General features: G+C 73.2%; 9 protein-coding genes and 1 pseudogene. 4 read left to right on the top strand and 6 right to left on the bottom strand.

The window, feature by feature from the left end; genetic code table 11:
* Window positions 1-8 precede the first annotated feature (8 nt).
* Window positions 9-2,396: an ATP-binding cassette domain-containing protein gene (locus ABT300_RS09705; protein ID WP_351673734.1), complete on the bottom strand. Its 2,388-nt coding sequence runs from the start codon at window positions 2,394-2,396 to the stop codon at window positions 9-11.
* A gap of 511 nt (window positions 2,397-2,907) precedes the next feature.
* Here ABT300_RS09705 and ABT300_RS09700 point away from each other — a divergent pair.
* On the top strand, window positions 2,908-4,716 hold the full coding sequence (locus ABT300_RS09700; RefSeq protein WP_351673774.1) for a PAS domain S-box protein: 1,809 nt from the start codon (window positions 2,908-2,910) through the stop codon (window positions 4,714-4,716).
* Here the strand turns inward: ABT300_RS09700 and ABT300_RS09695 are convergent.
* The 3 genes and pseudogenes from ABT300_RS09695 to ABT300_RS09685 all read right to left on the bottom strand — a co-directional run.
* The gene (locus ABT300_RS09695; protein ID WP_351673733.1) at window positions 4,700-5,677 is read right to left on the bottom strand and encodes an ATP-grasp domain-containing protein; all 978 of its coding nucleotides are present in this window, start codon (window positions 5,675-5,677) and stop codon (window positions 4,700-4,702) included. The genes ABT300_RS09700 and ABT300_RS09695 overlap by 17 nt on opposite strands.
* 364 nt (window positions 5,678-6,041) lie before the next feature.
* Window positions 6,042-8,426: a phosphoketolase family protein gene (locus ABT300_RS09690; protein ID WP_351673732.1), complete on the bottom strand. Its 2,385-nt coding sequence runs from the start codon at window positions 8,424-8,426 to the stop codon at window positions 6,042-6,044.
* Window positions 8,427-8,805: 379 nt separating this feature from the next.
* Window positions 8,806-9,243, bottom strand: a pseudogene (locus ABT300_RS09685) (RpiB/LacA/LacB family sugar-phosphate isomerase); the annotation flags it as partial.
* Window positions 9,244-9,493: 250 nt separating this feature from the next.
* On the opposite strand from ABT300_RS09685, the gene ABT300_RS09680 reads away from it, so the two are divergent.
* Complete coding sequence (locus ABT300_RS09680; protein WP_351673773.1) at window positions 9,494-9,952, top strand: hypothetical protein; 459 nt, start codon at window positions 9,494-9,496, stop codon at window positions 9,950-9,952.
* 45 nt (window positions 9,953-9,997) lie between these two features.
* On the opposite strand, the gene ABT300_RS09675 is transcribed toward ABT300_RS09680, so the two are convergent.
* A complete protein-coding gene (locus ABT300_RS09675; protein WP_351673731.1) occupies window positions 9,998-10,837 on the bottom strand; it encodes an NAD(P)H-binding protein in 840 nt (279 codons plus the stop codon).
* A gap of 193 nt (window positions 10,838-11,030) precedes the next feature.
* On the opposite strand from ABT300_RS09675, the gene ABT300_RS09670 reads away from it, so the two are divergent.
* Both ABT300_RS09670 and ABT300_RS09665 read left to right on the top strand, forming a co-directional pair.
* Window positions 11,031-11,708 carry a TetR/AcrR family transcriptional regulator C-terminal domain-containing protein gene (locus ABT300_RS09670; RefSeq protein ID WP_351673730.1) on the top strand — a complete coding sequence of 226 codons (678 nt, stop codon included), beginning with the start codon at window positions 11,031-11,033 and terminating at the stop codon, window positions 11,706-11,708.
* Between the two features lie 294 nt (window positions 11,709-12,002).
* The gene (locus tag ABT300_RS09665; RefSeq protein ID WP_351673729.1) at window positions 12,003-12,521 is read left to right on the top strand and encodes a hypothetical protein; all 519 of its coding nucleotides are present in this window, start codon (window positions 12,003-12,005) and stop codon (window positions 12,519-12,521) included.
* Between the two features lie 227 nt (window positions 12,522-12,748).
* On the opposite strand, the gene ABT300_RS09660 is transcribed toward ABT300_RS09665, so the two are convergent.
* Window positions 12,749-13,312 carry a hemerythrin domain-containing protein gene (locus tag ABT300_RS09660; RefSeq protein ID WP_351673728.1) on the bottom strand — a complete coding sequence of 188 codons (564 nt, stop codon included), beginning with the start codon at window positions 13,310-13,312 and terminating at the stop codon, window positions 12,749-12,751.
* Window positions 13,313-13,438: the final 126 nt, after the last annotated feature.

Raw genomic sequence — 13,438 nt, 5'->3', positions numbered from 1 at the left:
GGGGGACGTCACGCGCCGACGTAGTCCGCCAGATGCTCGCCGGTGAGGGTGGAACGGGCGGCGACGAGGTCGGCGGGGGTGCCCTCGAAGACGATGCGACCGCCGTCATGGCCGGCTCCGGGCCCGAGGTCGATGATCCAGTCGGCGTGCGCCATCACCGCCGGATGGTGCTCGACCACGACGACCGACTTCCCGGCGTCGACCAGCCGGTCGAGCAGGCCGAGCAGTTGCTCGACGTCGGCCAGGTGGAGACCGGTGGTCGGCTCGTCGAGGACGTAGACGCCGCCCTTGTCGGCCATGTGCGTGGCCAGCTTGAGCCGCTGCCGCTCGCCGCCGGAGAGCGTGGTGAGGGGCTGACCGAGGCTGACGTAGCCGAGGCCGACGTCGGCGAGCCGCTGCAGGACGCGGTGCGCGGCCGGCGTGGCCGCCTCGCCCGCGGCGAAGAACTCCTCCGCCTCCGTCACCGACATCGCCAGCACCTCGCTGATGTCACGGCCGCCGAAACGGTACTCCAGCACCGACGCCTGGAACCGCTTGCCCTCGCACTCCTCGCAGGTCGTCGCGACGCCCGCCATCATCGCCAGGTCGGTGTAGACGACGCCGGCGCCGTTGCACGTGGGGCAGGCCCCCTCGGAGTTGGCGCTGAACAACGCCGGCTTCACGCCGTTCACTTTTGCGAACGCCTTGCGGATGGGGTCGAGCAGTCCGGTGTACGTGGCCGGGTTGCTGCGCCGGGAACCGCGGATCGCCCCCTGGTCGACCGCCACCACGCCCTCCCCGGGCGGGATCGACCCGTGCACGAGCGAGCTCTTGCCGGAGCCGGCCACGCCGGTGACCACGACCAGCACCCCGAGCGGGATGTCGACGTCGACCCCCTGGAGGTTGTGCGCCGACGCGCCCCGGACCTCCAGCGCGCCGGTGGGCTTGCGCACCGTCTCCTTGACCGCCGCCCGGTCGTCGAGGTGGCGGCCGGTGACGGTGTCGCCGGCCCGCAGCCCCTCCACGGCGCCCTCGAAGCAGACGCTGCCGCCCGCCGTGCCCGCGCCGGGGCCGAGGTCGACGACATGGTCGGCGATGGCGATGGTCTGCGGCTTGTGCTCCACGACCAGCACCGTGTTGCCCTTGTCCCGCAGACGCAGCAGCAGGTTGTTCATCCGGTTGATGTCGTGCGGGTGCAGACCCGTCGTGGGCTCGTCGAAGACGTAGGTGACGTCGGTCAGGGAGGAGCCGAGATGGCGGATCATCTTGACGCGCTGCGCCTCGCCGCCCGAGAGCGTGCCCGAGGGCCGTTCGAGCGAGAGATAGCCGAGACCGATCTCCGCGAAGGAGTCCAGCGTGTGCTGCAGCGCGGTGAGCAGCGGGGCCACCGACGGCTCCTCGACGCCGCGCACCCACTCGGCCAGGTCGCTGATCTGCATCGCGCAGGCGTCGGCGATGCTCACCCCGTCGATCTTCGACGCCCGGGCTCCCTCGCTCAGCCGCGTGCCGTCGCACTCTGGGCAGACGGTGAACGTCATGGCCCGCTCCACGAAAGCGCGGATGTGCGGCTGCAACGCGTCGATGTCCTTGGACAGCATCGACTTCTGAATCTTGGGGATCAGTCCCTCGTAGGTGAGGTTGATGCCGTCGACCTTGATCTTGGTCGGTTCCTTGTGGAGGAGGTCGTGCAGCTCCTTCTTCGTGAACCTGCGGATCGGCTTGTCCGGGTCGAAGAAGCCGCAGCCGGAGAAGATGCGCCCGTACCAGCCCTCCATGCTGTAGCCGGGGACCGTCAGCGCGCCCTCGTTCAGCGACTTGGCGTCGTCGTAGAGCTGGGTCAGATCGATGTCGGAGACGGTGCCCCGGCCCTCGCAGCGGGTGCACATGCCGCCGGTGCGGGAGAACGTCGCCTTGACCGTCTTCTTGTCGCCGCGCTCCACGGTGATCGCACCGCTCGCCCGCACGGACGCGGTGTTGAAGGAGTAGGCGCTGGGCGGCCCGATGTGCGGCTCGCCCAGTCTGCTGAAGAGGATGCGCAGCATCGCGTTGGCGTCGGTGGCGGTGCCCACGGTGGAACGGGGGTCGGACCCGAGCCGCTGCTGGTCCACGATGATGGCGGTCGTGAGCCCGTCGAGCACGTCGACCTCGGGGCGGGCCAGGTTCGGCATGAAGCCCTGCACGAAGGCGCTGTAGGTCTCGTTGATCAGCCGCTGCGACTCGGCGGCGATCGTGTCGAAGACGAGCGAGCTCTTGCCCGAGCCCGAGACGCCGGTGAACACCGTCAGCCGGCGCTTGGGAATCTCGATGCTCACGTCCTTGAGGTTGTTCTCGCGCGCGCCGTGCACCCGGATCAGGTCGTGGCTGTCCGCGACGTGGGACGCGGACTGCCGCGCGTCCGTCCTCCTGGCCATGCTCATCGTCTCTCCCTCGACTCGCTCGGGAGCACCCGCGCGCTCCCCCGTTGCCCGGCCGGCCCGTCCGGGCACCCGGCCGCCCGGCCACCTGACCAGTTGGCCGTCCGGCCATCCGACGCCACGCTATCCACGGGCCGGGGTCGGCCGCTTCTCGAATACTGATGAGTCCGGTGACGTTCAGGTTCGAACAGGGGACGGACAGTAAACGACAACCCGCGGCGGCGCCGGGCCGGAGGCGCTGAGATGGCCTGATTCGTCGTGCGGGATGAGGTGGAAGATGGCCGGCGTGATGCGGGCGGTACCGGCGCGGCGCGCGAAGGCGGGGGCGGGCGCTGCACAGCAAGGCGCGAAGCAGGACGCGAGGCAGGACGCGAAAAGGGACGGGAAGGGCGTACAGCAGGGCTTCCCACTGGCTGGTGGGCAGAAAAAACGGTGCGCCTGCCAGCCGGCGCAGGACGCGGTAGGCGGGGCGGAGGAGCGGTTCCGGGGCTTGCTCGAGGCGGCTCCGGACGCCATGGTCATCGTCGACGACACGGGCGCCATCCGGCTCGTCAACGCCCAGACCGAGGCCCTGTTCGGGCACGGCCGTGAGGAACTGCTCGGCCGCCCCGTCGAGTTGCTGATCCCGCACCGGTTCCACAGCCAGCACACCGCGCACCGGAGCGGGTACACGACGAACCGGCAGGTGCGCCCGATGGGCGCGGGTCTCGAACTGCACGGGCTGCGCAAGGACGGCACGGAGTTCCCCGTCGAGATCAGCCTGAGCCCGCTGGAGACCCCGGACGGCCTGCTGGTGTCGGCGGCCGTGCGCGACGTCAGCGACCGCAAGGCGGCCGAGGCGCGCATCAACGAACTCGCCGCTCTGGTGGAGTCCTCGCAGGACGCGATCCTGGCCAAGACCCTCGACGGCTACATCACCTACTGGAACGCGGCCGCTCAGCGCCTGTACGGGTACACCGCCGAGGACGCCATCGGCCGGCATGTGTCGATGCTGGCCCCGGCGGAGCGGCGCGGGGAGGTCAGCGAGCTGCTCAAGCGGCTGCGGCACGCCGAGAAGGTCGAGCACTACGAGACGCTGCGGCTGACCGCCACCGGGCAGTTGCTGGACGTGGACGTGACGCTGTGGCCGACCCGCGACACGAACGGCACGGTGGTCGGGGCCTGCGCGATCGTGCGCGACATCAGCGACCGCAAGCGCGCGGAGGCCGAGCTCACCGCTCTGTACGAGCAGCAGCGACACATCGCGCTGACGCTGCAGCGCAGTCTGATGGGGACGCCGCCCGCGCTGCCGGGCCTGGCCACCGCGAGCCGCTACCGTCCCGCGACCCAGGGCGCCGGCGTGGGCGGCGACTGGTTCGACCTGATTCCGCTGGGCGCCGACCGGGTCGGTGTGCTGATAGGCGACGTCATGGGCCGCGGGCTGGAAGCGGCCGCGGTGATGGGCCAGTTGAGGTCGGCGGCGCACGCACTGGCGAAGACCGGGATGCAGCCGCGGCAGCTGATGCGGGCGCTGGACACCTGCGTCGCCGACCTCGACGTGCCCGACCAGCTCGTCACCTGCTGCTATCTGGTGATCGCCCCGGACGCGGGCACGGTGACGGTCTGCTCGGCAGGACATCTGCCCGTCCTGGTGGCCGGGGCGGGCGACGGGATCAGCGCCCTGCCCTGTCCGGTCAACGCCCCGCTCGGCGTGGGCGACGTGCTGTACGAGCAGTCCAGCTCGGAGATACCGCCGGGCGCGACGCTGGTGCTCTACACCGACGGACTGATCGAGACGCCGGGCTGCGACATCGAGGTGCGCATCGGCGAACTGAGCGTGCTGCTGGACGACCTGTTCGTCGGCACGCCGTGTCTGGAGGCCGCCGCGGACCACGTCCTCGCCGGTCTGCTGCCGGACGCCGACAGCCACAACGACGACGTCACCCTGCTGCTCGCGCAGCTCCCGGCCGCGCCGCTGGCCACCGTCACCACCCACCTCCCGGCCGTCCCGGCGTCTGTGCCGGAGGGGCGCGCCATCCTCCACAAGGCGCTGACCTCGTGGAACTGCGCGGACAGCGCCGCCGACGCCCTCCTGCTGCTGTCGGAGACGCTGACCAACGCCGTCCAGCACGCCACGGGGCCGGTCGGACTGCATCTGCACCGGACGGCGACCGACCTGACGGTGGAGGTGAGCGACGGCAGCGCGCAGCTTCCCCAGCCGCGCTCGGCGGTCGAGGACGAGGAGTCGGGCCGCGGTCTGCTCCTGGTCCGCGCCCTCGCCGCCAGCTGGGGCGTGCGGCCGACGGACGAGGGCAAGACGACCTGGTTCACGCTGAGGCTGTGAGCCCCCGGGGCGGGCCGCCGCAACCCCAGTCGAGGGCGTCGAGGTGCGCCTGGACGTAGGGCACGGCCACCGCGTGCAGTTCACGCTCCCCGTCGACGAAGGCCGGCTGGACGTTGACCTCGAAGACGACTCCGCCGTGCTCCACGGCCAGGTCGACGCCCGCGAAGGGCAGCCCGACCGAGGCGGTGGCGGCGACGGCGAGCTCGGCCAGCCGGGGATCCAGGTCCGGCGGGGCGATGTGGACGGCGGTCGCGCCCTGACAGGTGTTGCAGGGGGCGTCGGTCTCGGGCTGGAGGTGCTCACGGGCGTGCACGACGCGGTCGCCGAGGACGAAGACGCGGAACTGATGGCGCCTTCCGTCGGCCGTCAGGTTGCCGGCGTCGCGGGAGAGCAGCCAGTCGGTGCCGCGCTCGGCGTAGTAGGCGGCGGCGTCCGCAAGTTGGGCTGACGTCGTGACATGGAAGGTGTCGTTGCCGCCGGTGCCGACGACCGGCCTGGCCCAGGTGTCGCCGCCGAGCCGGTCGAACGCGTCGGCCGCCTCCTGCCCGGAGGGACGGGACAGCACGACGGTCTCCATCTGGGCGACGCCGTCCCGGCGGAAGCGTTCGACGGTCAGATTCTTCTCGGTCGCCGTCCGCCAGGCGTCGGGACCGGCGGCCAGGGTGACCACGCCGTGCGCTTCCAGGAGCTCCTGGAATCCGGCGAGGCCCCGGCGGCGGTGCGGCGGGATCTCGTACAGCAGGACGACGTCGGGCGCGACGTCGAGCCGCTCCTCGGGGACCCGCAGCCGTAACCGGTTGTCGTGGCGGGTCGCCCGCCCTGTTCCGCCGGTGGCGAAGTGCCGGGAGTCGACCCGGACGGGCGGCGCGCCGGTGAGCAGTGCCACGGCGTCGGCGAGGTACTCACGGCACCCCTCGGGAGAGGTGGGATCGGCGATCAGGGCGATGCACGGTCGGGACACAGCGGCCTCCAGGCCTCTCGGGCTCACGACGCACGCTCGTACCGCGGACGGCCCTCGCACGGCCCGAGCGGTGTCACGGATGGTGCCTGTCGCGCGGGTGGTCGCGCACCCGTCGCCGCGAAAGCCGCGCCGGTGTGCGGGCCGTCGCCGGGCCCGGACGGGCGCCGGGCCGGACGGCCGGTGACCAGGGATGTGGGGCGGGCCCCGGGGATCCGTGTGCGGGGCCGGCCGACCACTGTAAGCACCGGGCGCGCCAGCGTGCCAGGGCGCACGACGGCTCGGCGTCTGCCCCTTCCCCTGCGCCGTCCGCCCCGCCCCGTGCGCCCTGGCCGGGCTCCCGGAGGGCGGTGGCCGGGCCGTCGCCTCAGCCGTCCCAGGCCCAGTCCGCCACCTCGGGAAGGTCGGTGCCGTGGGCGCGGATCCAGTCGTGGTGACGCAGTCGCGCGTCCTCCATCCGCTGTCGCACCGCGGCGGCGCGCACGGCGAGGCCGGGGACGCGGTCGATGACGTCCATGACGAGGCGGTAGCGGTCGAGGTCGTTGCGCACGACCATGTCGAACGGCGTGGTCGTGGTGCCGATCTCCTTGTAGCCGCGCACATGCAGGTTCCGGTGGCCGGCGCGGCGGTAGGCGAGGCGGTGGATCAGCCAGGGGTAGCCGTGGTAGGCGAAGATCACCGGCTTGTCGGCGGTGAACAGGCCGTCGTACTCGAAGTCGCCCATCCCGTGCGGGTGTTCGCCGCTCGGCAGCAGCCGGGCGATGTCGACGACGTTGACCACGCGGACCGCCAACTCCGGCAGATGACGGCGCAGCAGCTGGGCGGCGGCCAGCACCTCCTGGGTGGGCACGTCCCCCGCGCAGGCGAGCACCACGTCGGGTTCGCGGCCGCCGTCCTCGGCGCCGGCCCACTCCCACACACCGGCCCCCCGCGCGCAGTGGGCGCGGGCCTGGTCCATCGTCAGCCAGTCGAAGCAGGGCTGCTTTCCGGCCACGATCACGTTGACGTAGTCGCGGCTGCGCAGGACGTGGTCGGCCACGGCCAGCAGGGTGTTGGCGTCCGGCGGGAAGTAGACCCGTACGACCTCGGGACTCTTGTTGAGGACGTGGTCGACGAAGCCGGGGTCCTGGTGGGAGAAGCCGTTGTGGTCCTGGCGCCAGACGTGCGAGGTGAGCAGGTAGTTGAGGGAGGCGACGGGCGCCCGCCAGGACAGCCTGCGGGTCACCCGCAGCCACTTGATGTGCTGGTTGACCATCGAGTCGACGATGTGCGCGAACGCCTCGTAGCAGGAGAACAGTCCGTGCCGGCCGGTCAGCAGATAGCCCTCCAGCCAGCCCTGGCAGGTGTGTTCGGACAGGATCTCCATCACCCGGCCGTGCCGGTCGAGGTTCTCGTCCACCTGGAGGGTCTGCGCCTGCCAGGCCTTGCCGGTGGCGCCGTAGACGGCCTGGAGCCGGTTGGAGGCGGTCTCGTCCGGGCCGACGAGCCGGAAGTCACGCCGGTCGGCGGTGGAGCGCATCACGTCCTCGAGCAGGTCGCCGAGCACGGCGGTCGGTTCGTGCACGGCGGAGCCCGGCTTGTCCACGGGGACGGCGTACGCGTCCAAGGCGCGCAACGGGAGTCCGCGCAGCAGCAGCCCGCCGTTGGCGTGCGGGGCGGCGCCGAGTCGGCGGTCCCCCTCGGGGATCCACGCCTGCACGTCGAGGCGCGGCGCGCCGCGTTCGTCGAAGAGCTCCTCCGGCCGGTAGGAGCGCAGCCACGCCTCCAGCTGCCGCAGGTGTTCGGGGTTGTCGCGGACGGCGGACAGCGGCACCTGGTGGGCGCGCCAGGTGCCCTCGACCGGGACGCGGTCGACGTGGGCGGGGCCGGTCCAGCCCTTCGGGGTGCGCAGCACGATCACCGGCCAGCGGGGGCGCTCGCCGGAGCCCTCCTCGCGGGCGGCGCGCTGGAGAGCGGCGATGCGGTCCAGCGCGGTGTCCATGGCCTGCGCCATCGCGCGGTGGACGGCGTTCGGCTCGTCGCCGGTGACATGGATCGGGTCGTGGCCGTAGCCGCGCAGGAGGTCGTCGAGCTCGGACTCGGGGAGGCGGGCGAGCACCGCCGGGTTGGCGATCTTGTAGCCGTTGAGGTGCAGGATCGGCAGCACCGCCCCGTCGTGGACCGGGTCGAGGAACTTGTTGGAGTGCCAGGAGGCGGCCAGCGGCCCGGTCTCCGCCTCCCCGTCCCCGATCACGCACGCCACCAGCAGTTCCGGGTTGTCGAAGGCGGCGCCGTACGCATGGGAGAGCGAGTAGCCGAGCTCACCGCCCTCGTGGATGGAGCCGGGCGTCTCCGGGGCGACGTGACTGGGGACGCCGCCGGGGAAGGAGAACTGCTTGAAGAGCCGGGCCATGCCGGCCTCGTCCTGGCTGACGTCCGGATAGATCTCGGAGTAGGAGCCCTCCAGCCAGGAGTTCGCCACCACCGCGGGCCCGCCGTGACCGGGTCCCCAGACGCACAGGGCACGCAGATCACGGGTGCTGATGACACGGTTGAGGTGGGTGTAGACGAGGTTCAGCCCGGGCGAGGTGCCCCAGTGGCCCAGCAGCCGCTGTTTGACGTGCTCCGGTCGCAGCGGCTCGTTGAGCAGCGGGTTGGCCATGAGGTAGATCTGGCCGACGGCCAGGTAGTTCGCGGCGCGCCAGTGGGCGTGCAGCGTCCTGAGCTCGTCGTCGGTGAGCCGGGCGGACGTCGCTTGCGGGTCGACGGGCATCTCGGGTTCCCTTCCCGATCGGGTTCGCTCGGAGGTGCGTGCCGGTCCGTACCTGCCCACCCTCCCCGCCGGGCGGGTACCCCACACGGCCGAGCGACCCATACGGAGCAGCGAAGCCGTCCGTAAGGGGGCGCGGACCCTACGGGCCCGAGTGCGCCCCGCCCGCGCCGAAGCCGTCAGGGGCGGGGACGTGACCACGGGCCGCGTCCGACGCACCCGGCCTGCCCGACGCCGCCGACCCGCCCGGCGCCCCCGACCCGTGGGCCGCACCCGACCCGCCCGACGCCCCCGACCCGTGGGCCGCGCCTGCCGCATGTGACACACCGATCGCATGTGACTCACCTGTCGCACCGGCCGCGGCGCCTGCCGCCGCGCCTGACGCGTCCAGTGCGGCGACGTACGCGAGGTTCTGCCGGTCCTCGGCGTCCTGGGCGGCCTCGGCGGCGAACCAGGCGTCCAGGATCTCCTTGAGCAGCGGCTCGGAGGTCAGGCGCAGGCTGAGCGCGAGGACGTTGGCGTCGTTCCAGCGCCGTGCGCCCTCGGCGGTGCCGGCGTCGGTGCACAGGGCGGCCCGGACGCCGGCGATCTTGTTCGCCGCGAGGGACGCGCCCGTGCCGGTCCAGCAGCACACCACCGCCTGCTCGGACGTCCCGTCGGCCACGTCCCGCGCCGCCGCGGCGGAGCAGATCGCCCACCGGGGGTCGTCGCCGGAGCGCAGCGCGCCGTGCGGCACGACGTCGTGCCCGCGGCCGCGCAGCTCCGCGACGAGGGCGCGGGCCACTGGTTCGTCCATGTCCGAGGAGACGGAGATCCGCATGCCCGCGAGCCTACTGACGGCAGGCCCGCGCTGTCGCCCGGAACGCCTCACCGCAGCGCTGCCCGGTGGTGGACGGCGGCGTCCCCCTGGCCCAGGGTGTAGGACCGCAACGCCCTGGCGGCACGGCAGGGGCGCGGCGCCGGGACCAACCGCTTCGCGGACCTCGCGGAGGCGGCGCACGCCGAGGAGGCTGCGCTGACCCAGCGATACAACACCGAGGTGGCGGGCGGGAAGTGGAACGGCTGCGTCAATCCGTACCCCTCGCAGATCCCGAAGGCGCCGGGCCGTCCGGCGCTCACCCGGGTCACCGGGCGGGAGACGTCCGGGCTGGGGATCGCCGCCGAGGGGAACGAGATTCTTCCGGCTGCCCTCGCTGGACGAGCGGGGCGCTCGGCGGCTCGCCGTCGCCCTGGACGACCAGCCGCCCGCCGTCCTGTCGGGGCGGGCCGTGGCCACCGGCAACCGCGGCGACGCCTGGGCGCGCAACGTCGAGGAGGGGGTGGAGAAGCTGACCGCGTCGGTGACCGTCGCCGAGCCCGGCGAGCACGTCCTGCGGGTCTTCATGGTCGACCCGGCGATCGCCGTGGACCAGATCGTCATCGACACCGGCGGCCTGCCCGCCGCCCGCCTCGCGCCGCCGGAGAGCTACCACCCGGTGTTCGACCCGGACCCGGACACGTCGTCGGGGCTGGACGCGCCGAGCCGATAGCCGACCGCCGAGACGTCGGGGGCCCGCCACGCCGCCGGCCCCGGGTCAGGCGTCGGTGAAGTCGGCGGCGTGGTCGGCCGCCCAGACGGTGAAGGGGCGGGCGGGGTGACCGGTGAGCTCCTCGACGGTGGAGGTGAGGGCGACGGGCTTGCCGTCGTTCGCCTCCCACCAGTTCAGGAGGGCGTCGGCGTACACGCCGGGGATGTAGTCCGCCATCTCCCGCTTCCACTCCTGCGGGGTGACCCGCTCGGCCCTGACGGGACGGCCGATGACGGCCGCGAGCTGGTCGATCTGCTGGGTGAAGGTCAGCGACCGGGGGCCGCTGAGGGTGAAGCGGCCCCCGCGGTGGCGGGGATCGACGAGGACGGCGTGGGCGGCTTCGGCGAGGTCCGCCTCGTGGACCGGATCGGTGTGCGCGTCGGGGAAGGGCAGGCTGATCGGCCGTCCCGCCTTCACGGGCCAGGCCCAGGCCGAGGCGTTGGAGGCGAAGGAGCCCGGTCGCAGGATCGTGGTGGTGATCGGCGAGGCGAGCAGGGCCTTCTCGACGTCGAGGTGGGACCTGGCGAGCGGGTCGTTCTCGGCGTCGGGTCCGAGCACGCCGGCCGAGGACAGCAGCACGACGTGTTCGACCCCGGCCCGGTGGGCGTGGGCGACGAAGTCGGTGATGCGGTCGGCACTGGCGTAGAGGAACACGGACGTGACGCCGGCCAGCGCGGCCGGGAAGCAGCCCGGGTCGGTGAGGTCCAGCCTGACGGTGGGCACGCCCGCGGGGGGTGAGAGGTCCTCCGGGCGGGCGGAGCCGAGCCTGACCGGCAGGCCGGCCTGGTGCAGCAGCGTGGTGAGGCGGGCGGCGACCGCGCCGCGGCCACCGGTGATCAGAATCATGATGACGTGGGTCTTTCTGCTGGTCAGAGGCGCGGGGCGCCGAAAGGTCCGAGACGGGCCGGGCCGGCACAGGCCGCGAATGATGTTCGTGACGAACGTCGTTCGTCAACTTGTGTCACGCTAGGCAGCGAACAGTGTTCGTGTCAAACGATGTTCGTGCCAAACGCCGTTCGCCCGGGGCTACGCTCTCCCCATGAGCTCGCAGCCGATCAGCCGCCGCACGCGCCCCGCCAAGGCCCCCCTCAGCCGCGACGCCGTCGTGCGGACCGGCCTGCGGATCCTCGACCGCGACGGACTGGACGCCCTGACCATGCGTCGCGTCGCCAAGGAGCTGGACACCGGCCCGGCCTCGCTCTACGTCTACGTGGCCAACCGCGACGACCTCATGGCCGCCATGCTCGACGCGGCCCTGGCCCAGGTCCCCCTCACCCCGCCCTGCGCCCCCGGGGCTTCCTGGCGGGAGCGCCTGCGGGCTCTGGCCGTCGCCACGATCGAGGCCATGAGCCGTCACGAGGGTCTGGCCGCCGTCGCCCTCGGCGCCATCCCGACCGGTGACCACGCACTGCTCGTCCTGGACCGCATGCTCGCGCTGCTCAAGGAGGGCGGCCTCGACGACGTCACCGCCGCCTGGGCGGTCGACCTGCTCTATCTGCACATCGCCGCGGCCGCCGCCGAGCAGAGCGTCCACAACGCCCAGGCGGCGGGCGAGGAGAGCGTCGTCGCCGCGGCCGACCGCCGTTACGCCTCCCTGCCCGCGGACCGCTATCCGATGGTCACCTCACTGCGCCGGGCGCTGCTGTCGCCCGGCGACCGCGACGCCTGGGGCCTGAACGTCCTCATCAACGGCCTCCTCCACACCCCCGCCGGCTGACAACCGGGCGGCCCCGCACCGGCTCCGGCACCGGCTCCCGGTCCGGCTCCAGCTCCGGGCTCCGGCTCCGATCGGGCGGTCGAGCGGTCGAGCGGTCGGCCCGAACTCCCTGGGCGGGGGCTCCTGGCCTGGCACTCCCGCGCGCGGTGGAACGGCCGGCAGCCCGCCCGCCGCGGCCGGCGTGTGGCCGAGACCACGTGCCCGGAGGGTTCTGGGCCATGTCCTCCCCCGGGAGCAGCAGGCTACGGTTTCCGCAGCTCTTCGCTCCCCGCCGCAGACCCCGGACGGCCGCCCGTGCTCGCAGATCTCTCCCCGCTCATCGCCGCCACCGCCGAATGGCTGACCCGCGCCTACCCGGCGTCCGGGGGCGCGTTCGCCTCCGCCCTGTGCGAGGCCCAGGCCCGCCAGGCCGCGACGGTCGCGGCGTGGCTGCGGTACCCGACGGCGACGGACGCCGCGCTGGTCGGCATGGCCGGCGCCGGCGGCTCGGCCCGCCTCGACGGGATCAGCGGCGCGGACGTGGCCGACGGGACCGACGAGGCGTGGCGCAGCTGGGTGGACGAGGTCGCGGCAAGCTGGGCGGCCGCTCTGCTCGCCGATCCCGCGCTCGCGGCGGACGCGGTGGCCGCTCTCGCCGGGGGCGACCACACGCGGGGGACGACGCCGGACTTCCGACGGTTGCTGGCCCCCGACGAGCGCGACGGGCGGGCGGCGGCGCTGCTGCGCCATCCCGACCTCCTCGCACCGGTGGCCCGGCTCCACCGCGCTCAGCTCCTCGACCGGCTCGGACGGGGCCGGGCTCTCGTCGCCTGACGCGCTCCGCGAGGAACCCGGTCCGTCCGTCCCGATCCGGCCTGTGCCCGGTTGCGGCCTGTGCTCGGTTCCCGGCCCTTGCCCGGTCCGGCCGCCTGCCCGTCGCCGCGCCTCCCCGTCCGCCCGCCGGTCGGGCGAACTGCCCGGGGACCGAACGGCCGTTGAGGCGGACGGCCGTTCCACGCGAGCGTCTGTCGGTCCCCTCCGTCCACCAGTCCGTCAGTCCGTCAGTCCGGCTTGCCGCGGCCCGTCAGGGCGTCCCGCAGCCGGTCGACCAGTCCGGCGCCCGGGCTCAGCATCTTGTTCGCCGGAGGCTTGTCCGGGGCGGCGGGGTGCGGACGCGTCGGGGCGGTCTTCTTCGCCCTGCGGACCTTGTCGCCCAGCTCGTCCAGGGCCTCCGCCGGGCACGCCGCCCGCAGCCGGGGGAACAGGTTCTGCTCCTCGTCGGCCACATGGGCGCGGACCTCGCTCATCAGCATGCCGACCAGCCGGTCGAACTCGGGGTCGTCCGGCGAGCGGCCCTCCAGGTCCTTCATCAGCTGCTCGGCCTGCGCGTGGTCCTGCAGCTCCTTGTCGGCGAGCGCGCCGCCGCCGGGGACGTGCTCGCGCACGGCCGGGTAGAGGTACATCTCCTCGGCCACCGAATGCCGGACCAGCTCCATCGTGGCCTGGTCCGCGTAGAGCCTGCGGTCCTTCGCGCCGGCCGGCAGCGCCTCGATCCGGCCGAAGAACTCCTCGACCTCGCGGTGATCGGTCACCAGCTCGTCGATGACGTTCCCACCATGGCCCATGTCCTCCACCTCCTGTCTCGACGTGGCGGCCCCGGGACGGGCCCGCCACGGCCCGAGTGCCCCGCGCCGAGGCGCCGCCCGCTCGGAAGAGCACCCCGCGGAACTCCAGGCACGCCCCCACTCAAC

The organism is Streptomyces sp. NPDC001027 (genome assembly GCF_040299045.1).
Lineage (GTDB): Bacteria > Actinomycetota > Actinomycetes > Streptomycetales > Streptomycetaceae > Streptomyces.
The sequence above is the reverse complement of the archived record's forward strand: the minus strand, read 5'-3'. Positions and strand labels throughout refer to the sequence as shown.

What these genes read in the sequence shown, in the direction of transcription:
- ABT300_RS09705 (WP_351673734.1), bottom strand. Translation starts at nt 2,396, where the DNA reads ATGAGCATGGCCAGGAGGACGGACGCGCGGCAGTCCGCGTCCCACGTC.
- ABT300_RS09700 (WP_351673774.1), top strand. Translation starts at nt 2,908, where the DNA reads ATGGTCATCGTCGACGACACGGGCGCCATCCGGCTCGTCAACGCCCAG.
- ABT300_RS09690 (WP_351673732.1), bottom strand. Translation starts at nt 8,426, where the DNA reads ATGCCCGTCGACCCGCAAGCGACGTCCGCCCGGCTCACCGACGACGAG.
- ABT300_RS09675 (WP_351673731.1), bottom strand. Translation starts at nt 10,837, where the DNA reads ATGATTCTGATCACCGGTGGCCGCGGCGCGGTCGCCGCCCGCCTCACC.
- ABT300_RS09670 (WP_351673730.1), top strand. Translation starts at nt 11,031, where the DNA reads ATGAGCTCGCAGCCGATCAGCCGCCGCACGCGCCCCGCCAAGGCCCCC.
- ABT300_RS09660 (WP_351673728.1), bottom strand. Translation starts at nt 13,312, where the DNA reads ATGGGCCATGGTGGGAACGTCATCGACGAGCTGGTGACCGATCACCGC.